This window comes from Candidatus Methylomirabilota bacterium (assembly GCA_003104975.1).
In the GTDB taxonomy this organism is placed as follows: Bacteria; Methylomirabilota; Methylomirabilia; order Methylomirabilales; family Methylomirabilaceae; genus Methylomirabilis.
Window position 1 is genome coordinate 101,580 of the sequence record PQAM01000008.1, and the last position, 24,186, is coordinate 125,765.

Annotated in this window: 29 protein-coding genes and 1 pseudogene; 7 read left to right on the forward strand and 23 right to left on the reverse strand. The window is 59.9% G+C overall.

What is annotated here, in order from left to right:
- The 7 genes from C3F12_04130 (at position 1) to C3F12_04160 (ending at position 8,308) form a co-directional block, all read left to right on the forward strand.
- Positions 1-1,170: a hypothetical protein gene (locus C3F12_04130; GenBank protein ID PWB47176.1), complete on the forward strand. Its 1,170-nt coding sequence runs from the start codon at positions 1-3 to the stop codon at positions 1,168-1,170.
- Between the two features lie 280 nt (positions 1,171-1,450).
- Positions 1,451-3,208 (forward strand): ABC transporter ATP-binding protein, encoded by a 1,758-nt coding sequence (locus tag C3F12_04135; GenBank protein PWB47177.1) that lies wholly within the window; start codon positions 1,451-1,453, stop codon positions 3,206-3,208.
- 179 nt (positions 3,209-3,387) lie between these two features.
- Complete coding sequence (locus tag C3F12_04140) at positions 3,388-4,599, forward strand: CDP-alcohol phosphatidyltransferase (protein PWB47178.1); 1,212 nt, start codon at positions 3,388-3,390, stop codon at positions 4,597-4,599.
- A gap of 33 nt (positions 4,600-4,632) precedes the next feature.
- Positions 4,633-5,679, forward strand: coding sequence for a hypothetical protein (locus C3F12_04145; protein ID PWB47179.1), 1,047 nt, complete (start codon positions 4,633-4,635; stop codon positions 5,677-5,679).
- A gap of 7 nt (positions 5,680-5,686) precedes the next feature.
- The gene (locus tag C3F12_04150; protein ID PWB47180.1) at positions 5,687-6,817 is read left to right on the forward strand and encodes a fatty acid desaturase; all 1,131 of its coding nucleotides are present in this window, start codon (positions 5,687-5,689) and stop codon (positions 6,815-6,817) included.
- A complete protein-coding gene (locus C3F12_04155; protein PWB47181.1) occupies positions 6,807-7,772 on the forward strand; it encodes a hypothetical protein in 966 nt (321 codons plus the stop codon). The genes C3F12_04150 and C3F12_04155 overlap by 11 nt, the downstream gene beginning before the upstream one ends.
- Positions 7,715-8,308: a hypothetical protein gene (locus tag C3F12_04160; protein ID PWB47182.1), complete on the forward strand. Its 594-nt coding sequence runs from the start codon at positions 7,715-7,717 to the stop codon at positions 8,306-8,308. Before C3F12_04155 ends, C3F12_04160 begins: the two co-directional genes overlap by 58 nt.
- 129 nt (positions 8,309-8,437) lie before the next feature.
- Here C3F12_04160 and C3F12_04165 read toward each other — a convergent pair whose 3' ends face one another.
- The 23 genes and pseudogenes from C3F12_04165 to C3F12_04275 all read right to left on the reverse strand — a co-directional run bounded on the left by C3F12_04165 (position 8,438) and on the right by C3F12_04275 (position 24,019).
- Positions 8,438-8,893 (reverse strand): DUF2127 domain-containing protein, encoded by a 456-nt coding sequence (locus tag C3F12_04165; protein ID PWB47183.1) that lies wholly within the window; start codon positions 8,891-8,893, stop codon positions 8,438-8,440.
- Between the two features lie 233 nt (positions 8,894-9,126).
- Positions 9,127-9,426: a CopG family transcriptional regulator gene (locus tag C3F12_04170; protein ID PWB47184.1), complete on the reverse strand. Its 300-nt coding sequence runs from the start codon at positions 9,424-9,426 to the stop codon at positions 9,127-9,129.
- Entirely contained in the window at positions 9,416-9,682 is a 267-nt protein-coding gene (locus C3F12_04175) for a hypothetical protein (protein ID PWB47185.1), read from the reverse strand. Before C3F12_04175 ends, C3F12_04170 begins: the two co-directional genes overlap by 11 nt.
- A 219-nt stretch (positions 9,683-9,901) precedes the next feature.
- Complete coding sequence (locus C3F12_04180) at positions 9,902-10,120, reverse strand: hypothetical protein (GenBank protein PWB47186.1); 219 nt, start codon at positions 10,118-10,120, stop codon at positions 9,902-9,904.
- A 9-nt stretch (positions 10,121-10,129) separates the two neighbouring features.
- Positions 10,130-10,318: pseudogene (locus C3F12_04185) on the reverse strand (hypothetical protein).
- A gap of 182 nt (positions 10,319-10,500) precedes the next feature.
- Positions 10,501-10,758 (reverse strand): DUF2442 domain-containing protein, encoded by a 258-nt coding sequence (locus C3F12_04190; GenBank protein ID PWB47187.1) that lies wholly within the window; start codon positions 10,756-10,758, stop codon positions 10,501-10,503.
- Positions 10,759-10,812: 54 nt separating this feature from the next.
- The gene (locus tag C3F12_04195) at positions 10,813-11,211 is read right to left on the reverse strand and encodes a hypothetical protein (protein ID PWB47188.1); all 399 of its coding nucleotides are present in this window, start codon (positions 11,209-11,211) and stop codon (positions 10,813-10,815) included.
- Positions 11,212-11,337: 126 nt separating this feature from the next.
- Positions 11,338-11,775 (reverse strand): hypothetical protein, encoded by a 438-nt coding sequence (locus C3F12_04200; GenBank protein ID PWB47189.1) that lies wholly within the window; start codon positions 11,773-11,775, stop codon positions 11,338-11,340.
- A gap of 22 nt (positions 11,776-11,797) precedes the next feature.
- On the reverse strand, positions 11,798-13,228 hold the full coding sequence (locus tag C3F12_04205) for a site-specific DNA-methyltransferase (protein ID PWB47190.1): 1,431 nt from the start codon (positions 13,226-13,228) through the stop codon (positions 11,798-11,800).
- 131 nt (positions 13,229-13,359) lie between these two features.
- Positions 13,360-14,118 (reverse strand): hypothetical protein, encoded by a 759-nt coding sequence (locus C3F12_04210; protein ID PWB47191.1) that lies wholly within the window; start codon positions 14,116-14,118, stop codon positions 13,360-13,362.
- Positions 14,119-14,346: 228 nt separating this feature from the next.
- Positions 14,347-15,879, reverse strand: a complete 1,533-nt coding sequence (locus tag C3F12_04215; GenBank protein ID PWB47192.1) for an ATP-dependent protease — start codon at positions 15,877-15,879, stop codon at positions 14,347-14,349.
- Between the two features lie 10 nt (positions 15,880-15,889).
- Positions 15,890-16,279 carry a YraN family protein gene (locus tag C3F12_04220; GenBank protein ID PWB47193.1) on the reverse strand — a complete coding sequence of 130 codons (390 nt, stop codon included), beginning with the start codon at positions 16,277-16,279 and terminating at the stop codon, positions 15,890-15,892.
- Between the two features lie 13 nt (positions 16,280-16,292).
- Positions 16,293-16,880 carry a ribonuclease HII gene (locus C3F12_04225; GenBank protein PWB47194.1) on the reverse strand — a complete coding sequence of 196 codons (588 nt, stop codon included), beginning with the start codon at positions 16,878-16,880 and terminating at the stop codon, positions 16,293-16,295.
- Positions 16,881-16,909: 29 nt separating this feature from the next.
- Complete coding sequence (locus C3F12_04230) at positions 16,910-17,257, reverse strand: 50S ribosomal protein L19 (GenBank protein PWB47195.1); 348 nt, start codon at positions 17,255-17,257, stop codon at positions 16,910-16,912.
- A 66-nt stretch (positions 17,258-17,323) separates the two neighbouring features.
- On the reverse strand, positions 17,324-18,064 hold the full coding sequence (locus C3F12_04235; GenBank protein PWB47196.1) for a tRNA (guanosine(37)-N1)-methyltransferase TrmD: 741 nt from the start codon (positions 18,062-18,064) through the stop codon (positions 17,324-17,326).
- Positions 18,051-18,575 (reverse strand): 16S rRNA processing protein RimM, encoded by a 525-nt coding sequence (gene rimM / locus C3F12_04240; protein ID PWB47197.1) that lies wholly within the window; start codon positions 18,573-18,575, stop codon positions 18,051-18,053. Before rimM ends, C3F12_04235 begins: the two co-directional genes overlap by 14 nt.
- A 3-nt stretch (positions 18,576-18,578) precedes the next feature.
- Positions 18,579-18,827, reverse strand: coding sequence for an RNA-binding protein (locus tag C3F12_04245; protein ID PWB47586.1), 249 nt, complete (start codon positions 18,825-18,827; stop codon positions 18,579-18,581).
- Between the two features lie 75 nt (positions 18,828-18,902).
- Positions 18,903-19,184 carry a 30S ribosomal protein S16 gene (rpsP, locus tag C3F12_04250; GenBank protein PWB47198.1) on the reverse strand — a complete coding sequence of 94 codons (282 nt, stop codon included), beginning with the start codon at positions 19,182-19,184 and terminating at the stop codon, positions 18,903-18,905.
- A 27-nt stretch (positions 19,185-19,211) separates the two neighbouring features.
- On the reverse strand, positions 19,212-20,555 hold the full coding sequence (locus C3F12_04255; GenBank protein ID PWB47199.1) for a signal recognition particle protein: 1,344 nt from the start codon (positions 20,553-20,555) through the stop codon (positions 19,212-19,214).
- Between the two features lie 69 nt (positions 20,556-20,624).
- The gene (locus C3F12_04260; protein PWB47200.1) at positions 20,625-21,206 is read right to left on the reverse strand and encodes a hypothetical protein; all 582 of its coding nucleotides are present in this window, start codon (positions 21,204-21,206) and stop codon (positions 20,625-20,627) included.
- Positions 21,207-21,420: 214 nt separating this feature from the next.
- Complete coding sequence (locus C3F12_04265) at positions 21,421-21,765, reverse strand: hypothetical protein (GenBank protein PWB47201.1); 345 nt, start codon at positions 21,763-21,765, stop codon at positions 21,421-21,423.
- 215 nt (positions 21,766-21,980) lie between these two features.
- On the reverse strand, positions 21,981-22,994 hold the full coding sequence (locus tag C3F12_04270) for a pyruvate dehydrogenase (protein ID PWB47202.1): 1,014 nt from the start codon (positions 22,992-22,994) through the stop codon (positions 21,981-21,983).
- Positions 22,991-24,019, reverse strand: coding sequence for a pyruvate dehydrogenase (locus C3F12_04275; protein PWB47203.1), 1,029 nt, complete (start codon positions 24,017-24,019; stop codon positions 22,991-22,993). The genes C3F12_04270 and C3F12_04275 overlap by 4 nt, the downstream gene beginning before the upstream one ends.
- Positions 24,020-24,186 lie beyond the last annotated feature (167 nt).

A 24,186-nucleotide genomic window follows, 5' to 3' on the forward strand; every position in this document is an offset into this window, starting at 1 on the left:
ATGCGTATCGGTTTCCTCTTCAATCACTATTCGCCGCATCAGATGCCGCACGCGGCGCCCTACGCCTTTGAGCTCTCGCGCCGGCACCCGGAATTCGAGGTCATCATTGTCACCTCGACCGAGGTCGAGGTTGAGATGGCCAGGTCGATCGGCGCACTTTATCCGGGGCATCGCTGCATGCTCCTCCGACTCTATCCGGCCTGGTGGTATCGGCTGATCGATCCGCTTGTGTCCTTGTTTGTATTCGGCCGCAAGACCCGCATCCTTAGAGACAATCTTGGCTTCTTCCGTAGTCTGGATGCCTTGGTATCGCCGGAACGACATTGTCGGCGACTGCACACGGTGTACGGGCTAAAGGATCTGACGCTCATCCACACGCGGCATGGCGCCGGCGACCGCGAAGGGACACGAGATGAGGAGGTCGCGCTGTTCGATTTCGTGCTGTTGCCCGGACAGAAAAACGTCGACCGGTTGACCGCGATCGGGTGTCTGAAAGCGGGGCGTTACGCCGTAACCGGATACCCGAAGTTCGAGGTGATTCGCGCCTGGGGTCGCGGACGGCGGCGGTTGTTCGATAATCCCAATCCGACGGTCGTCTACAATCCGCACTTTTACCAGCCTCTCTCCTCGTGGACCAGAATGGGACATGCGGTCCTCGACTTCTTTGTGGCCAATCCGCACTACAACCTGATATTCGCGCCGCACGCGGTGTTGTTTGAGCGCCGCTGGCGCCACCACGCCTCACTGTTCCCCCGATACAAAGGAGTCCCGAATATCCTCATCGATACGGACAGCCCGGCCTTATCGGATATGACCTATACGCACGCCGCCGACATCTATCTGGGAGACGTGAGCAGCCAGATCTACGAGTTTCTCCTCGAACCGAGACCTTGTATCTTTCTGAACGCCCATAAGGTCGCGTGGCAGGACAATCCGCACTACGCCCATTGGCGCTTCGGACAGGTGATCGATGACGTGCCCCGCGATCTTGGCCCGGCGCTGGCGGCCGCTTCAGAAACCCATCCGCAATTTCTGCCGGTACAACTGGCAGGGTTCGCCTATACTTTCCATGACGAGTCCGGAAGCACCGCGGCCGAGCGCGGCGCCGATGCTATTGCCAGGTTTTTGGTGACCGATTCACAGACCCACAAGACCCTCGCTGCCGTCTGACCGACCCGCTGCGGACCCATAGCAGACATTAGCGCCTCGTCAACATACGGCTGATGCGGCGACTCACATTCATGACTATCCCCCCGGATTATTGCCAAGAATTGCCGATATTACGCTATAATGTAGTATTTGTGATTCACTTCTTTGGGTAAGGTAGCCGGTGCGGAACAACCGTCGGACGGGTGGTACGGCGATGATACGCTCGCGACGACGGCGCTGCAAAGCCGGCCCCGAGGGCTTGTGCGTCAGTCGCGTGTACGTCTGACAGCTACGTGTTGCTATGCGGTTCTTGATTACCATCATTCGGAAATATCCCCGACGGAGCACGATCACGCTGATCTGCCTCCTGTTTGCCAGCATTGCGGAGGGGGTCGGACTCCTCATGCTGCTCCCCGTGCTCAGCATGGCGACCGACAACCAGCCCGCGGCCGGTTCCCATCTGTTCGGAGCGCAGCAGATGCTGACGCAGGCGCTCTCAGCCGTAGGACTGAAACCAACCGTCGGCACACTGCTGATCCTCATCGTCCTCTGTATATCGGTCAAGGCAGCATTTGCTCTCTTGGCCAAGACCCAAGTGGGCTACACTGTGACGCACGTGGCCACCGATCTACGGCTCACCCTCTTGCGAACCCTGTTGGCTGCCCGGTGGGAGTATTACGTACGTCAACCGATCGGGAGCCTCGCCAACGCCGTAGGAACCGAGGCGATGCGGGCGTCTATGGCGTATTTCGAGGGTGCCAAGGCCATTACCTTACTCATTGAAGCCGTTGTATATGCAGGTGTGGCCCTCGTCGTGGCCCGTCAGGCGACCTTTGCATTTCTTATTCCCGGAGTACTGATCCTCTACGGGCTCAGCTACCTGGTCCGGAAGGCGCATCGGGCGGGAACACGTCAGACCAAGCTCTTGAAATCACTGGTCGCCGGCCTTACCGATAGCCTCCAATCGATCAAGCCGCTGAAGGCAATGGCTCGGGAAGAGCTGATCGGCCCGTCACTTCAGTCCAGCACCAAGCGGCTGAATCGGGCGTTTCAGCGAGAGGTGCTGAGCACCGAGCTTCTCAGCTCTTCCCAAGACCTGACCCTGGCGATCGTCGTCGTGGTCGGATTATACGTCACCCTGAGTCAGTGGAAGATGCCCCTCAATGTCGTGATGGTGATGGTGATCCTGCTCGCGCGCATGCTGACCTTCCTGGCCAGAATGCAGCGGCAGTATCAGAAGGCGCGGACCCTGGAAAGCGCCTTCTGGTCGCTGCAAGCCGCGATCGACGGTGCAAGCCGCGATCGCGAAACAGAACCGGGCGGCCTCCCCCCCCACCTGGAACGGTCGCTGCGCCTGGAGAAGGTCACCTTCAGTTACGGAAACAAATACGTACTCCGGAATGCGTCGCTGACCGTTCCAGTGGGGTCATTTACCGTGATTATCGGTCCGTCGGGGGCCGGAAAGACGACGGTTGCCGATCTGCTCACAGGTCTGTTGCGTCCGCAGGAGGGTCGCACCTGGATCGACGATCTTTCCTTGGACCAGGTTGACCTGAGGCAGTGGCGGCGAATGATCGGGTACGTCCCGCAAGAGCCGTTTCTCCTGCACGATACCGTGTTGCGGAATGTGACGCTCGGCGATCCCGAATTGAGCGAGGCCGATGCCGAGGCGGCACTGCGCGCCGCCGGCGCCTGGGACTTTGTTGCAGCGCAGTCCTCAGGGATCTACGCGTCGGTCGGGGAGCGCGGCACCGCACTATCAGGAGGCCAGCGACAACGCATCGCGATCGCCCGCGCATTGGCTCATCGGCCTAAGCTCTTAATCCTCGATGAGGTAACCAGCGCACTCGATCAGGAGAATACCGCGATCATTTGCCGAACGTTGCGAGACCTTCGAGGTCGGCTCACTATTGTCGCCATCTCACATGAGGCGACCGTAGTGGGAAGCGGCGATAGGGTCTATCGGATACACGACGGCGAGGCGTCATTGGTGACGAACGGTCATGAGCCGGTTTTTGCCCTGAGCGAACCGGCAGAACGATCAAAAGCTAATAGATGACGAACCCAGATGAACGGGGCGGCAATCTATCCTCTGGGAGGATACGGTCGAGCTTGACGAGCCTACCCTGCGCATAGTATAAATATATGTTTTTTCCAAGCCCTCCGACCGTCTCATCCGGTGTCGGGGTAAGAGCGGGGCGGCGTCCCGTATCCTCGGAAGTATACTCGTTTTACGTCATGGCGATTTACGCTCACATACTCGGAGAGACTCCAGTCACACTCTGGGGGCTTTCATCTCGCGAGCGCTACCGGCGGGTATTGAAACCGGTCGGCGTAAGCGTGATGATGGACGATCTGTCTCTCCTTAAACCGGATGACTCTGTACTGATCGTCCGCGGAGATTATCTCGTGGATAGCCGCATACTCCAGGCCATGACTAAGTCATCCAATATCATGCTTGAGGTGCCGGTTGGGACCTCACGCGCGATCATCGCCGCTCACGTACCGGCCAACCTGGCAATACAGACACGGGCGGTCCTGGCTCTGGAGCGGAGCGTCACCACGCTGCCCTCCTCCGTTCGGATTGAGAAGTTGGGGGATCAGTTGTCCTCGTTTGATCCGCGGTTACGTAAATCGGAGCCCCCTTTTGCGAAACCGATCAAGCCCGACACGAAACGGACGTTGGAAGAACGTTTGTTTGCGAGTTCCTACAAGAGCGTAACCGATCTGGTGACCAAATGGCTGTGGCCGTCTCCCGCCAAAAGCGCCGTGCGTCTATGCGTCGCCGCCGGGTTAAGGCCCAACCATGTCACAACGATCAGTTTGATATTGGTCTTGGCGGCCGCCGTCCTGTTCATGAAAGGTCTCTGCGGGTGGGGACTTGCCGCCGGATGGTTGATGACCTTTCTTGATACGGTTGACGGAAAGCTTGCCCGTGTGACCGTCACCAGCACCAGATTCGGGCACTTACTCGATCACCTTCTGGACCTGATCCACCCGCCCTTCTGGTACCTGCTATGGGGTCTTGGATTGGACGCTTTCACACCGGGCATTCCGTGGCTGAGTCTGCGACTGGCGATCTGGGCGATCTTTATTGGTTACATTATCGGGCGTCTGGTTGAGGGCGTCTTCAGGAAGTGCCTTGGCGGGTTTGTAATCTTTTGCTGGCGTCCCATTGACTCGTATTTCAGACTGGTGACAGCCCGGCGCAACCCGAATATGATCCTTCTTACCGCAAGCCTGGTAGCGGGCAGGCCGGATCTTGGCTTGGTGGCTGTGACCGTATGGACCATATTGTCTTCGCTTGTGCTGCTGATGCGCCTCGGCGTCGCTGTGTATGCGCGCACACACGGACCGTTGCAATCCTGGTTGGCCGAGGCGACCGAACGCGGCAGCGGTCATTCCCTTGCCGTACGGCTCTTCACCAATCAGGTTGCCACTCCGCGATAACAAGCGGAGAATGAGGGGGGTAACGTCTACGCGATGTTGTATACCACAACACCGACCAGTGTGATGAGTGAAGCCGACCGTGCGTCTTGCGCCGGCCAGTTGCTGCCGGTTCGGCGTACGCGGCGGGTCGGTATCCTGATCAATCCAAAGAGCGGAAGGAATCGCGACGGACTGCACGGCCTCCTTCGCGTTCTGGAGCCGTACGAGACGGCGGTCTGCCAATACGTTGTCGGTCCGGCGAGCGTGGCCGCCGCTCTTGCGGCCATGGCTGCGCAGAACGTGGATGTCGTGGGTATTTGTGGAGGGGACGGAACCGTCCAGGCCGCATTAACCGCCCTGTTGCACAACGGGCCCTTTACGGTACTGCCGTCCCTGGCGCTCATTGCCGGTGGGACCACCAATATGACCGCCGGCGATGTCGGCATGGAGGGTAAGCCGATACAGGCACTGGAGCGCCTGCTCGCCTGGGCGGAGGGGAGGGGACCGACCGCACAACTTGTCCGTCGGGCGGTCCTGCGGGTAGACGGCGGGACGGATAGCACGCCGCGGTTCGGGATGTTCTTCAGCGCGGCCGGCATTGCGCAAGTCACCCGAGTTCGACATGTGACCCGTCGGCGGGCCAAATCGAGACTGATGCGCGGCGCCGTGGGAACTGCCGTCACTGTAGGCCGGTATCTGTTGGGCCTTGCACTTCGACGCCGCGTCGTCGAGCCGACTCCAATCACTGTTCGGTTGGATGACAAACCATACGAAACGCGCGACTACCTTGCGCTGTTCATTACCACCTTGGCGCGCCTGAATCCCGGCATACGCCCGTACTGGGGACGGGAAGACGGCCCGCTTAAATATACGGCGGTGGCCGATCAGCCGCAGGGTCTTCTGCGCGCGACGCCGGCATTACTGTCGGGGAGACCCAGTCGGCGCCTGATACCCGAGTCCGGGTACACAAGCCGGAACATCCATGAAGCCGTCCTGCAATTAAAGACGGCCTGTACGCTTGACGGACAAATTCTTATAAACCGGCCACCGCATTCGTTAACAGTGAGTTACGGAGGGGAGGTTGACTTTGTACGTGTCTGAAAAAAGGGTGTCCTCGACGACCGTGGGGGGATCGAGATCGTCGGCCGCCGCTCTGTACGAGACCCCGGATTTTTCACGCCGGGAGATTAAGAAGCTGGTTCAGGATCTGTTCACGCCAAAGCCGCTGCTCTACTGGGCCGACTTTCTCATTACGCTGTCTATCGGCTACGGCTTCGCCGCGATCTATCTGACGGCGCCGGCGTTCTCATGGATGCAGATCGGCGCTGGTCTGTTGTCCGGACTGGCGTTGTTCAGGGTCGGCATCTTCATCCATGAACTGGTCCACAGAGAAGAGCCCTCCATGGTAGGATTTCATATCGTCTGGAATCTAATGTTCGGCATACCGTTTCTCCTTCATTCACTCCTGTACCGCAGTCACCTTGACCATCATCATCCCCGTAAGTTCGGCACCCCGGCCGAGGGAGAGTATCTGCCGCTGGGTTCGTCACCGATTCGGGAAACGCTGCTCTATCTTGCGCAGATTCCGGCTGTACCGCTCCTGGCCGCCTTCCGCTTCCTGATCCTGGTACCGCTGTCGTTTCTGTATCCGCCTTCTCGTCGATGGGTCCTGGAATCCTGGTCCTCATATACGATCAACCCGTACTATCGGCGCGTCATTCCTTCAACGGAACCCCTGGGGTTGTGGGCAATACTGGACCTGGCCTGCCTGCTGTGGTTGATGATCGTCATTGGGCTGATACTCACCGGAGTTGTCGCCTGGACAACGGTCGGATTGATTTATGGCCTGTCGATCTGTACGATTGCGCTGAACTGGGTTCGGACCCTGGCGGCGCACCGGTTCATGAACACGGGCGGCAATATGACGTACGTGGAGCAGATTGAGGATTCTCTGACCATCGAGGGTCGTTCCTTGTTGACGCTGCTCCTGTTTCCTATCGGTTTACGGTATCATGCCCTGCATCACCTGTTTCCGTTGATGCCCTATCACTCCATGGGTGAGGCCCACCGCCGATTGATGACAGCCCTTCCGGACGATTCCCCGTACAAGAAGGGGATCTTCTCCGGTTTGTGCGCGGCGCTCCGCGAACTGCTGCGAAGCGCAAAAATGGCAGGCAAGACCGGACACAATCCGGTGGAAGAGTGGCGACACCCGGAAACCGCGACCTATGCGCGATAAACCGCAAGAAGCGTGGAGGCAACTGACCTCCATCATCGAGCAAGAGAGCAGGCGACCCGTCACGCCTGGTACGCAGGCCTTGGCCGACGCGCTGATCAAGCGTTATGAGGGGGTCGCGTCTGCGGTACTCGCCTACGGTTCCTGCTTCCGCAACCGGACGGATGAGGGGCTTGTCGATCTGTGTGTCGTGGTCGACGACTACCGAGCTCTTCCGGGGACCGTCTGGCAACAGTGGCTGCATAGGGTCCTGCCGCCCACGGTGTTTTACCTGGAGACCTCGCACGGCGGCCGCTCACTCCGAGCGAAGTACATCGTCATCTCACGTGAAGACCTCGAGCGCGGTGTCTCGCCACGCTGTTTCCATTCCTATCTCTGGGCACGGTTTGCCCAACCCACCGGGGTCGTATATGCTCGACATGAACACGATGCACGGCGGATCTATCCGGCCTTAGCCCGGGCCGTCGTCACATTCGTCGACCGCGTCCTGCCGATGCTGCCGTCGTCGTTCGATGCCCGCGAACTGTGGCAGCGGGGACTGCGCCTGACCTATGGCACCGAACTGCGGCCTGAACGGACGGACGCCGTCGCGCGACTGGTTGACGCCTCACGCGAGTACTACGAGCAGGTCACCCGCATCGCCATGGGCTGCACGCCGTTTGATGTCCGTCCGGTCGAAGAGGACCGGACGACCAGATATCATGCGGCCATACCCTTCGCCGACCGTTTCATCGCCGGCCTCGTCTGGCGAATTCGGACAATACACGGAAAATTCCTGAACGTGTTACGCCTGTTGAAAGGGTTGCTCACCTTTAAGAGCGGCAGGGACTACATCCTGTGGAAGATCGAACGGCATTCCGGCATACGGATCGAGATGCCGCCGTATTACGAGCGCTACCCATGGTTCGCGACGGCGCTAATTCTTGGCAGGCTCTACCGGCGCGGGGCGTTTCGGTAGCAGCCCGTCAGCAAAGAGACGACGTGAAGTCCTTCTTCGTTGGTTTCTGGTTCGTTTGCCTGCTGGTACTGTCGTGGAGCGGGGGCGCGCAGGCCCAGATTCAAGCGACCGAAGGTCCATGCGACCGCGGCGCGTCGACCGCCATCGATGTTCGGGTGCATGGTGTCAGGAGCGATCGCGGGAATATCATGTTCGTCCTGTACGGCGATAACCCCGACGATTTCCTCGTGAAGGGCAAAAGGATTTTTAAACAACACTTCGCCGCAAAACGCGGAACCGTGGCATTCTGCATTGCCGTTTCGGCCGGTACCTATGCCGCCAGCGTCTACCACGATGAAAACGGGAATAAGAAACTTGACAGGAACTGGATCGGGATACCCGCCGAAGGCGCCGGCTTCTCGAACAATCCCACGCTTCTTGTAGGCCCACCCAGCCATGCGCAGGCGGCATTTCAGGTTTCACACGGCCCCACACGCATCGACATCCAACTCAATTATTCGATCGTATCGGGACAACAAGGCTCGAACCGGCCGTAATCACAGGCTGATCGCATCAGGAGCCGACAATCGTCCGTCCCTCCATGGGCCCCTTATATGGGCTTCCCCTGTTTTGCGTCTCGTACTCGCGCCCCTGTTGCCGGATCAGGTGATGTATTGCCCCCAGGGTTACCCGGGTGGACGCCTGCGGGATAACGCCTGAATCATCAGCCCAACAACAATAATATTGCCCAGCAGTGCCGCGAAGGACAGCCAGCTCTCGCCATACAACAGTTCGTAAATCTCAAACGGGATATAGATGCCGCCGCTCACGGCAGCAAACCACTCCGCCCAGCGCCTTTCCAGCCATAAACCGTACGCCTCCACAAATCGTACTGACGCATATCCTGCAGCCAAAGCAGCCAGAGTCCGCAATCGCGAATCTGTAGCCTGAGCTGCGAACTCAAGAAAAATACGCGGATACCGGCTGGCAGGATTGAGATGGAGGTGCCCTACCAGCCGCTCGGCGACCCATTGCGCATCATGATGAACGAACGACAGTACGCCGATGCCGGCCACAAGGACGAGCAGGCCCTTGGCGGCTTCAAGAAGGGCGACAGTGCGGAGGGTACCCGACGATTGCATGATTCCAGTTCGGAAAGGGTCTCGCCATGGGATAGACGGACCGGATACACGCGCGTGGGGGCTATTTCATGAATATCGCATAGACAAATCCGGCAACAAGAAGGGCGATCAAGGCAATGAACGGAATGAACATCAACAGGTAGTCGCTGGGTTTGAAGCGCATATGATCTCCAGATCTGACATACCGCCACGATCATTAAGCCGAGTGTCGTTCCTCAACCCAGCTTACCGAGCTAACCGACGCGCCGTTGCTTGGCGCCCCCAGGTGAGCGCACAGCGAGCCGCGAGACCCTCGGCAGTTCTTCTCGGATCACTTGGCGCAATACGGCTTCCGTCACGGGAGACTCGCGCTTTCCCAGGAAGGCCTTGAGCGCCTCGTTCATCATGGTTTGATATCCGGTACCCGCGCGCTCCGCGCGAGCGCGGAACTCATCGAGCACCGTGTTGTCGATATAAATCGTGATGCGTGTCTTACCCTTCGGAGCGATCAGCGCGCCTCGCTTACCCTTTGAAAAGTCGTACTCAGCCCTCATAGTTCGTTACCTCACGTCGCGTAGCACGGCGAGCCGAAATGAGCCGAATGTCCTCGCCGCGAAGCGTATACACAACAACCAATACGTGTCCCGCACTCCCCATACCGACTGCGACGAATCGCTCTTCATCCGCCGAATCGGGATCCAATCGATGGATGGCGAGAGGATCGTAGAAGACGCCTTCCGCATCGGCAAAGGACACCCTGTGTTTCTTGAGATTGCTCGCGGCCTTTGTCGGATCGAATTGGAAGCGCACGGTCTAACTATATGTACGATATGCATACACGTCAAGAGATTTCGTTACGGAGGCAACTGACAGAGTTGCAGGCCGGGATGAGTGAAGCGGGTCCCGCCAATCCGCTTTCTCCCACCGATCCGCCGCGACTTCCGACGATCCCGCCAGGATCACTGGGTCGGGTGTCGTTCCTCAACCCAGCCTGCCGGACTGCAATGGGCAGTCTACTTGAACGAAATGTCATGCGGCGGCTTCGACTTCGATAAGCTCGCTGGATGAAGAGGGTTGCGGGATAGGCTGTCCGTCGGCCTTCAAGCCTTCCAGATGAAATTCGATTGCTTCCCGAATCAGGACTAATACTTCGTCCTTCGATTCGCCAGCCGCAATACAACCCGGTAGGTCGGGTACATATGCTCCGAATGATGTAGGGCCTTTTTCAACAACCACAAGATAACGCATGGCGACTCCTTACTTCTTGAGCCCCGCTTGTTTCAGTGCATGATGGAGCGTACCGGGAGGAACGTCCACGCTCGGTTTTCCCGAGACCGTCACAGTTCCAGGCTTAGTCGAGTGATGAAAGTGCCTGTGGCTGCCTTTCGTTCGAACTTGAAACTACCCGTCAGCCTCAAGCAGGGCAATGAGCTCTTTGACCTTCACAGCGACACGCTATAATCCTACCATGACGGGCCACTTGATTTCGAGATTGTATCTCATCATACCGTTTGAGCTTGTGAACGCTGCAAGCGAGTGAGAGCTTCGATTCCGCCGCACGTTCCGGCGCAATCGCCACGGTTCTTGAGACGGGTTTCGTTCCTTGAGCCAGCCTGCAGGACTACCTTCTATATTTCGGTCGTAACGAACGGCGGTGTATGCCTCACACCGATGAGCCCGTCAATGGACAGGTCTTCATCCACATCCGGCCAGTGAATGCCGTAACCAGCCGGGGAGATCTCGAAGTGTTCCCTCTGCTGCTGCGTCGCGGTGCGCAAGCGTTCTGACTCACCAGCGACATCGATCTGATAATCCTTCCCGTCGACTCGCAGGTACATGATGGTTCCGGAGAAGGATACGTGCTGAATGTCGTGCGCTTTATCCATATCTTTCCATCTTTCCCTCCTGCCAGGAGGAATGCCGCTTCTTCCAGGCTTTCCTCAGCCCGCCTCAGCCGGTACCGGATCAGCTCCCGCTTCTTTTCGTCGACCCCTCTGTGTCAATATCAGTGAGACACCTGCCTCCCGTTCAATGACGCGGTACAGCGGCGATTCTCCAAGTGGCCCCTCTTCAATTTCCCGCCTGCCGAAAATGACGACGGAGATCAGGCAGTCATGTTCGAGATTGATCTTGAACACAATGTCATCGATCTCAGACTCCGATATCGGATTGTACTCCTCAATCTCGATCATCACATCGATGTCGGAATCGGGTGCCGCCTCCCCACGCGCCTTTGAGCCGAATATACGAAAATCGAGAAGCTCGAACCGTTCCTCGAGCTCTCTCTTCAACTCCGAAAGTGCGGCCCGCTCATTATCTGACAACGCGATCGTGTTCATAGGTACAGTGTAGGCCAGCGACCTTCTTTTTCAAATTCAAGAAGATGCGTCTGAACCATCCTTCCGTTCAGGTCCGACACTGGATCGCCTCGCCAAGCGATAGTTTTAAATCATGCAGTCCCGCTCCTATCGTGGCCGTCGCGGGGGAAATCGCCGGTCCCACTCATTGACATACCCCGGCATACCCGGACGCCCTCTTCCGGGAACGTGCATGCTGAACCCAGGGATGCCGTTCCACTCCGGGTTGTAGCGCCGGATCAGGACATCTTCGGCGCGCGCCACTTCCCACATCCTTACAATTGCGAGAAACCGGCAGGTGACTTCGTCAGGCGTGATTCCCGCACGATTTTCTACCTTTTTCAAATGGTCTCTCAGACGGGATCGAAGTTCTCGAGCCTGACCGACGTAGACGGGCAGCCCACGTCGGAAAAGCACGTAGACGCCCGGTTGACGACCAGCTTCGGGTGCAGACAGCGGGTGTTCCGGACTGGCCTCCAGTGCGGTGCCCAACTGGTCTTCATAAGCTTGATCAATGTCGAAGTGGAAGGTATGGTTATCACACATGACAGAACGTGGCCATCCGGAATTACCTCTTTCTCACAATGACGGCACTTTCGTAGAGGGTTGCCTGGTTTCGTTCGCCTCGCCTCACAGCGGAGGTCGTGATGCTGGCGCCGACGCGCTTCGTGCGGATCTGCTGTACCCCCATCAGCTCGAACCCATTGTGACGGGCGATATCCGCAAGAACGAGGTCCGTCTTGATCTCGTGTCCCTGGATGATTGAATTCCCTATCACAACTACTCCTATACCGCGTCGCGCCAAAGCTCGTTTCAATACGCGACAGAAGCGGTCGCAGTCGTTGAAGTAGGCCGTCACATAGTTGGCCCACCCAGGCCCACCGTACGGCCCCTTGTCCGTACGGGTCTGACGAAGTCTGGCAAGCGTGCGAGCTAACTCGGGGTGATCGAATTGCAAATCCAACGGCTTTGCGGAACGGACCGTCTGCCAGTACTTTCCGAAGTTGGCTTCCTCCAGTCGCCGTAATTCTTTCGGAGAAGCTACCAAGGAGAGCCAGAAGAGTTGAGGGCGCGTGTTGCGGACATAGTGATAGTTATTCATATATGGGGGAGAGGTGACCATTAAATCCACGGAACACGCCGGTAACAGATCTTCTGTTTCCAGGAAATCGAGGTTGTAGACCTGCCCCTTTGCACTCGGAAGAGCTTCCACCCGCGGCTTGATCCATCGAATGTCGGACACCATATCGAAGAGCTTACGCAGAATCGTGGAGTGGACGTCCGCTTTCTCAATGAGCGGCTTCCCGGCCCCTGGCCGGGAGCCCAGACTTGGCTCATACGTGTAATTGGAGAAGCTTACCATCACGGAGCCGAAGGCCACACGAAACAGGTCAGCAATATCCGGGTCCGGAATCTCTTCGGCGAAGTTGAGGAATGCGAGAACTTGCGCCTCAACGGAGGGGCTGAAGAACGGGATGCGCGTCTCGAACTCGGCTGGCCTCTGTACGCCACCCGGCTGGGCGGCTTCGGCGGCCAGTTTCTGGTACTCCAGACAGTATGCCTCCAACTTCTCCAGATCAAGCTTGGGTGAATTCAGCTTGGCCTTACAAGCGAGGGCGGCATAGGGATTGATTTCGAAACCGAGGCAGTCGAATCCACTCAAGAGCGACTGGACCAGCGTCGTTCCGACACCGGCAAATGGATCGAGGACGCGCGAGGTCGCGCGCCTCCTGCGATCCTTCAGAAAAGTCTCGAAGCAATCCTGAACGAATTGCGCAGAAAACCCGGCAATCCACGGAACCCAGCGATGGAGCGGCTGTGTCTTATTGTCCGAAAACGCCGGATCGCGAAAACCATTTCCGGTTCTGACGTTCTCAACAAAATCAAAACCAAGCTGCCGACCGGCATGAGGACGTCCATAGGAGGCGGCCCCTTCCGAGAGCCTGCCCTCGGTCGGAATAACCTGCCGGTATGCAGACACCGGAGCCTTCCGGTCCACCCGTTTCCTTGTGCGTACCATACGGGAGTTACCTCTTGCGATCATGCGTCCGTTACCCCGAAGCAGCACAACACCGCGATCGCCTAAGAAACTCAGGTGCTTACGCCGGCTTCGTCAAGCTCTTCACCTCGTTAGACGGTATCTCGCCCCTCGAACGTCTCCGGCGCATGGCCGAGTGTGCTGACACGCATGATCTCATACGCAGGCGTATGCTCAGCCACCAAACCGATGAGCGGGTAGGCTAGAGGACGCTCAAGCAGTACCGGGCCTCCGCTCATGCCGCCCAGGTCAACGCCTACCGGAGGAATCGCAAAGCCATCAGTGACCATCCAGTACTCGCGTTCAAATTGACAGGCCAGGTGGTGCTCGCCGATACTCTTGACGCTGAGACGGAAGCCCAGACTTCGGAAATCATAGGCAGCCGGGCCTGGTTGGCGGCGCTGGAAAGCGGGGTACCCGGTGATGTGGACGAAGTCGCCAACAGCCGGACGTGGAGGGGGCCAACCGCATGTGGGTTCGAAGGTGGAGATGCCGATTAGCGCCACTTCCGCCTCTTCAAGTCGAAGGAACGCAATGTCAGCCTGTTCGTCCTCCCACACGATACGGTGCGCGGGCTCAAGGCTGGCGCGGCCAATCTGGAATACCACGCTTTCGCCGGTAGCCCTGCGGTCCATCCAGAACCGTACGACGTGTCGAGCCGTACCGAGATATGCCTTACCGTGAACTCGGAGGATGAAACAGCTTCCGTTTTGGATGACACCATCGGTAGCGGCAGGTGGGCCAACGAGTATGGCTGCAGTACGCTGAAAGACGAACTGGCCTATGGTCTTTCCGGCGGCCAGGATGCGGCGCTTGTCAATCATGGGAAGCTCCTCGAACGTCTCCGCCACGCCAGTCTCCTCCTGAAGCTGTCCATCGTTTGCGCACACTGGTCGACCTTGTGCCAGACTTTATCAGCCGATCCCCGATAAACAACACCTCGCACCCCCGGCAATCGCAGCACCATTTCCACATCTTATGAAGCGAGTCTCAGACGAGTACCAAGGACAAACGCTGAACACGACTTTCACCTTATCAGATTCGATGTGAAAGTCAAAAGAGGTGACAGGATCAAAGGCTCACCACCCGGTGCGACGATCCAAGGTCCGGTATTGGATCGCTTCGGCCAGGTGGTCGGTCCGGATCGTCTCGTGGCCTTCGAGGTCGGCGATGGTGCGGGCCACCTTGAGGATCCGGTCGTGCGCCCGCGCGGACAGTCCGAGCCGCTCGATGGCGGCCTCCAGGAGCGCCTGGCCGTCGGACCCGATCGTACAGTGTCGTCGAATCTGCTTCACACCCATCTGGGCGTTACAGAAGGTCCGGGTTCGTCTGAATCGCTCCTGCTGCGCGGCCCTCGCCTGTTTGACCCGCGTCCGGACCTGCTCAGAGGACTCCCCCTGCGAATCGGTGGTCAGCTCCCGATACCGAAGCGGCGGGACGTCGAGGTGCAGGTCGATCCGGTCCAACAGCGGGCCGGAGATCCGGGATCGGTACCGCTGGATCTGCTGGGGGGAACAGGTACAGGGCCGTTGCGGGTCGGTGAAGAAGCCGCATGGGCAGGGGTTCATGGCGGCGGCCAGCATGAAGCGGGCCGGGTAGGTGACGGAGGTCGCGGCGCGCGCGATGGTCACGTTACCGTCCTCCAGCGGCTGGCGCAACACCTCCAGGACCGACCGCTTGAACTCAGGTAGCTCGTCGAGAAAGAGGACACCGTGATGCGCCAGGCTCACCTCGCCGGGGCGCGGGTTCGTTCCGCCGCCGATCAGCCCGGCATCCGAGATGGTGTGGTGCGGCGATCGGAAGGGTCGCGTCGCCACCAAAGCCGTCCGGGACGGCACAAAGCCGCAGATGGAGTGGATCTTCGTCACCTCGATCGCCTCCTCCAAAATCAGGTCAGGCAGAATGGTGGCCAGCCGCTTGGCGAGCATTGTCTTGCCGGACCCTGGTGGGCCAATGAGGAGGATGTTGTGGCCGCCGGCCGCCGCCACCTCCAGCGCTCGCTTCGCATGCGCCTGTCCCTTCACATCGGCCAGATCGACGCCGTAGCTGGCGTGCTGGGCAAAGACCTCCTGCAGGTCGACACATGTGGGCGGAATCGGCTGTGCGCCGTTCAGAAACTCCACCACCTGCGGAAGGGTCTCGACCCCGAAGACCTCAAGCCCCTCTACCACGGCCGCCTCGGGGGCGTTTTCTGTCGGCAGGATCATCCCGGCAAGTCGGCTGCGCGCGGCCGCGACCGCCATCGGCAGGGCGCCGGTGATCCCTCGGACACTGCCGTCCAGCGCCAGCTCACCCAACAGCAGATGGCTCTGGAGGCGGTCGGGCTTGATCAGGCCCATCGCCGCCAGAATGGCACAGGCGATGGGGAGGTCGAAGCAGGCGCCCTCCTTCTTGACGTCGGCCGGCGCCAGGTTCACGGTGATCCGCCGGGCGGGAAAGTCGAATCCGCAGTTCTTGATAGCCGCCCTGACTCGGTCTCGGCTCTCCTTGACCGCGGCGTCCGGCAGTCCGACCATGTTGAAGTTGGGCAGTCCCTGGGCGATATCGACCTCGACGTCCACCAGGTAGGCCTCGACGCCCGTTACTGCGCTCGATAGCACCTTGGCCAGCATCGTCTCTCCCTTAAAAGATGGTGGTCCCCTCGCTGCTGAAGGCATCCCGGATCAGGAGGATCTCAGGCGCTCCTGCCTGGCCCCCGGGAAACGTAACCGCGACGACATCGAAGCGGCAGGCGGACCCGGACGATCGATGGCGCTGCAAGAACAGTTCCGCCACCTTGACGATCTGATGTTGCTTCCGTGGCGTGACCGAGGCCTGCGGCGGACCAAACTCGTTGGAGGTGCGGGTCTTCACCTCCACAAACACCAGTACGTCTTTCTCCTGCGCAATCAGATCGATCTCGCCCAGCGGGGTGACGTAGTTTTCGTGGAGGATGCGGAACCCTTTGGTCTGCAGATACGCCTTTGCCGCGCGCTCCCCTTCCGTTCCAAGCGCCGATCGCCCGGTTGTCATCGTTGGGTCTCCGTCATACGTATTCCCGAACGCCCTTGAAGCTCTTCCGGTGAATAGGGCTCACGCCGAATTGCGCAACAGCCGACAGATGTTCCGAGGTCCCGTACCCTTTATGTCGGCCGAAACCGTAGTGTGGAAGAGCCAGATCGTACGCCAGCATAATCCGGTCTCGGGCCACCTTGGCCAGAATGGATGCTGCCGAGATAGAGAAACAGAGACGGTCTCCGGAAGGGATCACTCGATGAGGAATGGCGCAGCAGGGGGATTGGTTGCCGTCGATCAGGACGAAACCGGGGGGTGGATTCAAGGCGTCGATGGCGAGCTGCATCGCCAGCATGGTCGCCTGGAGGATATTAAGGGCATCGATCATCTCCTCCTGAACGACGCCGAAGCCCACGGCCGTCGCTTCGGCCCTGATCGCGGCATCGAGCTGCTCGCGCCGTCGCGCGCTGAGAAGTTTGGAGTCGCGCACCCCCTGAATCGCACAGGTCGGGGGCAGGATCACTGCGGCTGCGACGACAGGCCCGGCCAGCGACCCGCGCCCAACCTCATCAACCCCCGCGATAAGCCGATGTCCGTCAGCGCGAAGGCAGGCTTCCACCTCTCCAGGCGGCGACGCGGCGATCTTCGTTACGTCAGCTTGCGCTCGGAGATACGCGCAGCCTTGCCCCTCAGCTTTCGCAGGTAGTAGAGCTTGGCCCGACGAACACGACCCCGTCTGACGCACTCGACCTTCTCGATCATGGGGGAATGGACAGGGAAGATACGCTCGACCCCGACACCGTAGGTCACCTTGCGGACCGTAAACGTGGCACCCAAGCCGCTCCCGCGTTTACGAATGACGACCCCCTCAAATGCCTGGAGTCGTTCCTTATCCCCTTCCCGCACCTTCACCTGCACCTTGATCGTATCGCCCGGCGAAAAGCTGGGAATCTCCCCCTTCAACGAGGGTGTTTCGACGCTTCTGATGACATTCATGATTCAGCCTCCAACATATCAGGATATACGAGGTGCGCACATCGCGCCCGTTACACCTTCAGTTACCTAACCGAACTCGTCCTCTTTTTCGATCTCCTCCAGAAGCCTGAGATCCTCTTCGCTCAAGGGTGCGTGCCGCAAAAGATCGGGCCGCCGCACCTTTGTGCGCCGAAGCGCCTCCTTCCGACGCCAGCGCCTGATCCGCTCGTGGTCGCCGGACAGCAGCACGTCCGGAACCGTACGCCCCTGCACACTCGGCGGCCGCGTGTAGTGGGGAAAGTCCAACAATGCGTCCACAAATGAATCATACCGAGCCGAGTCTTCATCGCCCAGTACGCCGGGTAGCAGCCGGATCACCGTATCCAGGAGCACGAGGGCCGGCAGCTCCCCACCCGTCAGGACGTAGTCACCGATGGAGATCTCATCGGGGGTCAGGAGCTCTCTCACCCGTTCGTCGAACCCCTCGTACCGGCCACAGATCAGCAGCAGGCGCTGGTGCTCGGCAAGCTCCTGGGCAATCGCCTGCTTGAATGGCCGACCCTGCGGGGTTAGGAGAATCAGATGGGTCTCTGACCCTTGGCGCACGCTCGTAACCGCCTCGAGGATCGGCTCGGGCTTGAGCACCATCCCGGCGCCGCCGCCGTACGGCCGATCGTCCACAACGGCGTGGCGATCATGGGCATAGCTTCGAAGGTCGTGAACGGTGATCTGTACGATGCTGCGCTGCTGCGCTCGCTTCAGGATGCTTTCCGACAGCGGCCCCTGAAAAAAACCAGGGAAGAGGGTCAGGATATCATACCGCCTCAGCTTCGATCATCCCCTCCAGGAGACGGACCACCATCATCCCCTGTGCAAGATCAACCCGTCTCACAACCTCTCTGGTCGCAGGCAGCAGCCATTCCGAACCTTCGCCACGGACGACGTACACGTCGTTGGCGCCCGTCTCCAGGATTTCGGCGATCTGTCCGAGCTCTCGCCCTTCTTCTGTCACGACTCGAAGGTCGATGAGATCGGCGTGATAATAACTCCCTTCTGGAAGGGTTGGGGCAGCCGATCTGGGAATGAGCAGTTCACGCCCGACCAGTTGCTCCGCGTGCTCAACGGTCTGCACGCCTCGCAACTGGACGATCCAGGCCGGGCCGGACCGCCGCACCCGCTCGACAGCGTACTCAGCGAGATCGCCCCCGGCGCGCTTGAGGTACAGGGGCGAGATCTCGGCGACCATCTCGATCGAGTCGGCGTACGGCTGGACCTTCAATTCCCCCTTGAGCCCCCACGCCTTGACCACCTTGCCCAGCGCGAGGTGCTGTTCGGCCATTCGCTATTCCAGGATCTCCAGAATCGCCCGGCGCTTTGACCTGGCGGCAATGGCGTGCAGTACGGTGCGCATCGCCTTGGCCGTCCGGCCTTGCTTTCCGATGACCCTGCCGACGTCGGAGGAGGCGACCCGCAGGCGGAGGACCATTGCGTTGTCCTCTTCTGCCGTCTCGACGGTCACCTGATCCGGACTGTCCACCAGCGCCTTGGCCATCCGTTCCACCAGCTCTTTCAGCGCCAGTGCTTCCTCCATGGAACTCTGATTCGGAACCGACGGACCGCCTTCCATGTGTCCTCCTTCCGGCGCGTTGGCCTCACGACTTCTGCGTTACCGACCCTTGGCTGCGCCCTTCAGCTCGGCCAGTTGCCGCATGACACCGGCGCGCCGTAAGAGCTGCCGGGCGCTGTCGGTCGGCTCCGCACCCCGTTGCAGCCAATGTAGTGCGCGTTCGGCCTGCACAGAGAGCGCAGGCGGCTCTCCGTGAGGATCGTAGGTGCCCAGGGTCTCCAGCGCCTTGCCGCCCGCCGCGACGGGCTCGTCTCCCACCACCAGGCGATAGAAGGGGTGCTTCTTTGCCCCCATCCGCCGCAATTTGATCTTGACTGCCATCGTTATCTCCCTCTCATCGATCCGACTTCATACACCCATGAAGGACCGAAGGCGCCTCGCCATTCTTGCCTTCGCCCCGCTACCCCCAGGCATGACATGTTTCATCAGTTTCCTGGCCTGGGTGAACTGTTTCAGCATACGGTTCACGTCCGCCACCGATGTCCCGCTTCCGGCGGCAACCCGGCGGCGGCGGCTCCCATTCAGAATCTCGGGAACCTCCCGCTCCTTCCGCGTCATGGAGTTGATAATCGCCTCGGCCTGCTTGAACTCCCGCTCTGCCGAAACGCTATCAGCCAGACCCTTGTGCCGCGACAACCCCGGGATCATCTCCATGACCTGATCGAGGGGTCCGATGTCCTTCAGTTGCTGGAGCTGCAGGCGGAAGTCTTCCAGCGTAAAGCCCTCGGCGCGAACCTTCCTGACCAACTCCTGGGCCTGTTTCTGATCGACCCTCGCCTGCGCCTTTTCCACAAGGGTCAGGATGTCGCCCATCCCGAGGATCCGGGACGCCAGTCGTTCGGGGTGGAACGGTTCCAGGGCGTCCGGTTTCTCGCCGACGCCGATGAACTTGATCGGCTTTCCCGTCACCGACCGGATCGAGAGTGCCGCGCCGCCTCGGGAATCACCATCCAACTTGGTCAGAATGAACCCGGTCAGGTCCAGATCCGCGTTGAACCGGAGGGCGGAGTTGACCGCATCCTGTCCGGTCATGGCGTCGGCCACCATCAGCCGTTCGGTCGGCGCGGTGGCCGCTGCGATCGCCACCAGCTCCTGCATCAGCGGCTCATCGATATGGAGCCGCCCGGAGGTGTCCAGAATGACCGGATTGTGCCCGCGCTCCTTCGCCAGCCGCCTCGCCTCCTGGCAGACCTGCAGCGCAGAGCCGGGTCCGGCGTAGACCGGGACGCTGAGGGCCCGTCCCAGGGTCTGAAGCTGCTCCCTGGCCGCCGGCCTGACCGTGTCTGCCGCCACCAGGAGCGGCGACCGCCCCTCCGACACGAACCATCGGGCCAGCTTGGCCGACGTCGTCGTCTTGCCGGAGCCATGCAGTCCGACCAGCATGATGGTCGTCGGGGGCTCGGACGCATAGGTCAGCGGGGCGCGTGTCTTGCCGAGCACCTCGACCAACTCTTCGTAGACGACCTTGACGACCTGTTGTCCGGGGGTCAGGCTCTCTAAGACGTCACGGCCGACAGCCCGCTCACGGACGCGCTCGATGAACCCCTTGACCACCTTGAAGTTGACATCGGCCTCGAGCAGCGCGAGCCGCACCTCTCGAAGCGCCTCGGCGATATTCTCCTCGCTGAGCCGCCCGTGGCCACGAAGCTTTTTCAGGACCAGACCTAAACGTTCTGTAAGTCCTTCAAACACTTGATACAACTCCCTTCGTAGCGCTTAAAAATAGCCCCCTTGCCGCCCCTTGTCAAGGTTAAAACTGCATCACGATGAGGACGCGTGTGGGAGTCGGATGACGACCGTCCCTGCCAGGATATCGTGCAGGGCACGTTTGTGGCGGCTACACGCAATCAGCAGAAAGCCGAGGCCAAACAGCAGAAACGAAAGCATCCATCCCTGCGCGCGAAGCCATGCCCTGCCATAGGTCATCTCCAGACCATCAAGTCGGATAACCTTGAGGCGGCAGAGCATCTTGCCAGGGGTCTGGCCGCACGATCCGATAAAGAGGGTAAAATAGGCCACCCCGCTCAACAGGACGATGGCGGCGCTGGTATACCCCGCCAACGCGATCACCTGATCATTGATCTCGCCACCCAACTGACCGCCGAGATAGATGGTGGTCAGTGCGGCAAAGGTCAGTGCGGTAGTGACCAGAAAGAGGCAGACACAATCGACAACCCACGCAGCCAGCCGAATCCAGAATCCGGCCCTGCGCACCTCAGGCTCTGCGATAATCTGTCCGCTGTCAATCGGTGCGGCAGGATCGCAGCACTCAACGTTACTCACCACCCCCCTGTCTTTGGAGCGTTGCCAGCGCGTCCGTAAACTTGAGTCCGCAACCTTCACACCGGCGGAAGAGGGGTAGGGGTTTGAGCATCTCGCCGAAGGGTCCCGAGGTCACGATAGAGTACATGATAGAGTAAATGAACGACGTCTTCGGCGGAAACTCCCGTTCCTGGTTGCACTTGGGGCAGTGGATCGCCATCAGCCACTCCTTACAATAAATCGGCCGAATGTGTCAGTATACCGTGCTGGTTCGTATGATTGCGGTTCCGAGCCCTCAGCCCTTTCCCCCGGAAAACCGCGCGGCGAGCTTGCGTCCGTCCGGCGAGTTCGCCAGAATCAGCGTCGCGCTTCCACATGTGGGGCACACTGTCTGGCGAGTTGTTTGACGCCACAGGCTGTAGAGCAGGCCCGGAATGACGAGCGCCAACCACAACACAATCTCGATCGCGAATAAGCCTCTGGTCTTGGTTTGAGGTGTGTCGGTCTGCGCGCCGCAGGCGGTGCAGATCAAAGGCTGCTCAGAGCGTCTTGACGACCGTAACGATAAAAGGGCGCGCCCGCCCACCACTACGATCGCTATCAGTGCCAGTAACGGGACCAGCCAACGAAGCACTTCCATCAGGGCATGCCTCCTTCACTCCAGTATGAGGTGGGATGGGCGTAACGGTCGCTCGACCGTTCTGTATATCAATATTATCGCGACCCGTGAAATATCGAAGGATCATGGCGATTCTCTCGTCTTTGGGGGGAGTTGTCAAGGTGTGCGATGACCTCGTAGTGACCGGCCGCCATGACGGCAACCGCCGATCTTTTCTTGTCGACATGCGGTTGTGATCATGACGACACAAGCTGCCTGGCGGCGGCACAGATGCGCGACGAATTTGGCAGTACCTGGTCTTCCAGACGGCGGGTATAGGGGATCGTCGTCTGCGTACAGACACGCGCGTACGTGCAGGTGAGACCCGCCTCCAACACCACTGCCGACAATTCCCCCGAAAGGCCAAAGCCCTCATAGTCTTCGTCTACAACCAACAAACGCCCGGTTTGTGCGACCATATCACGAACGGCTGTCTTGTCCAACGGAGAGACGGTGCGCAGGTCCAGTACAGCCGCGGAGATACCTTCCGACTCAAGGGCCCGTGCCGCCTCTGTTGCGCGATGTACCCCCACGCCCACGCTGACGATGGCGATGTCGCTCCCTGTCCGGCGCAGCACGGCCTTCCCGATGGGAAGGGGCTCCCACCTTTGAGGCACAGCCCCTTTTGCGCCCTCTACAGGAACTTCGTACTGAACCGTCCGTCGGCCACCAGAACCGAGAAACTCCAGCCAGGTTTCCGAGAGGAGTTTGTGCTCGAGGAAGATCACCGGCCCATCGTGCTGCAGCGCAGCCAGCATCAGCCCCCCAGCATCGGCTGGCGTGGATGGAACCAGGACGGTGAGCCCCGGGATATGTGCCAGCCAGCCCCATAGCGACTGCTCGTGCTGTCCCCCGTCGCCGTACCCGCCGCCGCACGGTGCACGCACCACGACCGGCGCTGTCCATGTGCCGCCTGAAAACGTCTTGATCTTGGCGGCATGGTTGAGCACGGCATCCATGCAGACCCCGAGAAAATCCACCATATAGACCTCTACCACCGGACGTAAACCGGCCATGGCCGCAGACACGGCGGCCCCCAGAAAGGCGCCTTCGCTGATGGGGGTTCCTCGAACCCGTGCGGGGCCGAATCGCGCCAGCAGGTCACGTCGCAGCAATGGGGTATCTTCGCCAAACACGAGAATGCGCGGGTCGTCTGCCATGGCCTGGGTAAGCGCATCATCAATGGCCTGTGTAAAACACATGGTCCTCATGGAGGTACCTGCGCCAGCGCAGTCGAGAGTACATCGCCGATCTCTTGTTCAACCCGCTCTTCCAGCTCCTGTAGGTGTGGCGGGTCGGACTGCATGGTGGTGCGTACCCGGCAGACCGGATCATGCGCCGAATCTCGACGCGGATCGCGCAATGTTGAGAGTACCGCTGCGCACACGGCCTTCAGACCTGCCAGTCGTTCGCGCCACGCCGCCCCGCCGGGACGCAACAACGAACGCGTAAGCGGGCTAACGATAGTGGGTAGTTCTCTGAGCGGATCGCGCACGACCCTCAACAGATGAAAGCCCAAAAAGTGCCCTTCGATGTGCACGCATCGCGCGTGTAAGAAGGTCGGTCCCCGGCCGGAACGGGCGCGTTCGATGGCCGAATGGGCAGCCTCCCACACGTCCGATACATTGCCGCCGTCAACGTCGACGGCGGGGATACCCAATCCGCGGGCGCGTTCGATCACATTACCGGCGGTCACGGTGTCGGATTGAGTGGTGATGGCCCAGCCGTCGTCCTTGCAGATAAATAACACCGGCAACTGCCAGACTGATGCCAGGTTCATCGATTCCATCAACATCCCCTGGTTCACCGCCCCTTCGCCGAAGAAGGCCACGGCGATCGTGCCTGGGCGCTGGTATTGCGCCGCGAGTGCGAAACCAACGGCGGCCGGTCCGGTTGCGCCGACGATTCCGGAAGAAGCGGCCAGGTGCGCTTTCGACAACAGGTGCATATGCCCGCCCATGCCGCCGCACAGTCCGTCAGGATAACCGAGCAGTTCACGCAGGATCAAGACGGGGTCGACGCCGCGCATAAGCAGCGCCGCAGTGCCCCGATGATCCAATGCCATGGCGTCGCCGTCCTGCAGTTGGCTCACAACGCCTGCGATGATCGCCTCTTCGCCCGTTCCCAGGTGCATCTCGCCCGAGATCAGGCCGTCATGCCAGAGCTTGGCAATGGCCTCTTCGAACAGACGACTTTTCAGCATAAGGGCATAGAGCGACCACAATTCGGGTGACATGATCACCTTTTCCGGAAGGCTCGGACCGATTCAGAGGTATGGGTGCCCCAGCCCTCATCCTGGGCGCCGACCTGTGCGACGATACACAGCGCGCCCAATCCCGCGATCAGCCCCCACCGGGTCCCCTTCCTCATTTCGACCCCTTAGATTTTCAGCTGATTGATCTC

Excerpts from the sequence above, each read along its gene's own strand:
- C3F12_04230 (PWB47195.1), bottom strand. The coding sequence starts at position 17,257 with ATGAATGTCATCAGAAGCGTCGAAACACCCTCGTTGAAGGGGGAGATT.
- C3F12_04165 (PWB47183.1), bottom strand. The coding sequence starts at position 8,893 with ATGCAATCGTCGGGTACCCTCCGCACTGTCGCCCTTCTTGAAGCCGCC.
- C3F12_04140 (PWB47178.1), top strand. The coding sequence starts at position 3,388 with ATGGCGATTTACGCTCACATACTCGGAGAGACTCCAGTCACACTCTGG.
- C3F12_04170 (PWB47184.1), bottom strand. The coding sequence starts at position 9,426 with ATGAGGGCTGAGTACGACTTTTCAAAGGGTAAGCGAGGCGCGCTGATC.
- C3F12_04195 (PWB47188.1), bottom strand. The coding sequence starts at position 11,211 with ATGAACACGATCGCGTTGTCAGATAATGAGCGGGCCGCACTTTCGGAG.
- C3F12_04155 (PWB47181.1), top strand. The coding sequence starts at position 6,807 with ATGCGCGATAAACCGCAAGAAGCGTGGAGGCAACTGACCTCCATCATC.
- C3F12_04270 (PWB47202.1), bottom strand. The coding sequence starts at position 22,994 with ATGAGGACCATGTGTTTTACACAGGCCATTGATGATGCGCTTACCCAG.
- C3F12_04130 (PWB47176.1), top strand. The coding sequence starts at position 1 with ATGCGTATCGGTTTCCTCTTCAATCACTATTCGCCGCATCAGATGCCG.
- C3F12_04180 (PWB47186.1), bottom strand. The coding sequence starts at position 10,120 with ATGCGTTATCTTGTGGTTGTTGAAAAAGGCCCTACATCATTCGGAGCA.
- C3F12_04245 (PWB47586.1), bottom strand. The coding sequence starts at position 18,827 with ATGGAGGAAGCACTGGCGCTGAAAGAGCTGGTGGAACGGATGGCCAAG.
- C3F12_04145 (PWB47179.1), top strand. The coding sequence starts at position 4,633 with ATGTTGTATACCACAACACCGACCAGTGTGATGAGTGAAGCCGACCGT.
- C3F12_04265 (PWB47201.1), bottom strand. The coding sequence starts at position 21,765 with ATGGAAGTGCTTCGTTGGCTGGTCCCGTTACTGGCACTGATAGCGATC.
- C3F12_04190 (PWB47187.1), bottom strand. The coding sequence starts at position 10,758 with ATGGATAAAGCGCACGACATTCAGCACGTATCCTTCTCCGGAACCATC.
- C3F12_04275 (PWB47203.1), bottom strand. The coding sequence starts at position 24,019 with ATGTCACCCGAATTGTGGTCGCTCTATGCCCTTATGCTGAAAAGTCGT.
- rpsP (PWB47198.1), bottom strand. The coding sequence starts at position 19,184 with ATGGCAGTCAAGATCAAATTGCGGCGGATGGGGGCAAAGAAGCACCCC.
- C3F12_04215 (PWB47192.1), bottom strand. The coding sequence starts at position 15,879 with ATGCTGGCCAAGGTGCTATCGAGCGCAGTAACGGGCGTCGAGGCCTAC.
- C3F12_04135 (PWB47177.1), top strand. The coding sequence starts at position 1,451 with ATGCGGTTCTTGATTACCATCATTCGGAAATATCCCCGACGGAGCACG.
- C3F12_04160 (PWB47182.1), top strand. The coding sequence starts at position 7,715 with ATGGTTCGCGACGGCGCTAATTCTTGGCAGGCTCTACCGGCGCGGGGC.
- C3F12_04220 (PWB47193.1), bottom strand. The coding sequence starts at position 16,279 with ATGACAACCGGGCGATCGGCGCTTGGAACGGAAGGGGAGCGCGCGGCA.
- rimM (PWB47197.1), bottom strand. The coding sequence starts at position 18,575 with ATGGCCGAACAGCACCTCGCGCTGGGCAAGGTGGTCAAGGCGTGGGGG.
- C3F12_04200 (PWB47189.1), bottom strand. The coding sequence starts at position 11,775 with ATGTGTGATAACCATACCTTCCACTTCGACATTGATCAAGCTTATGAA.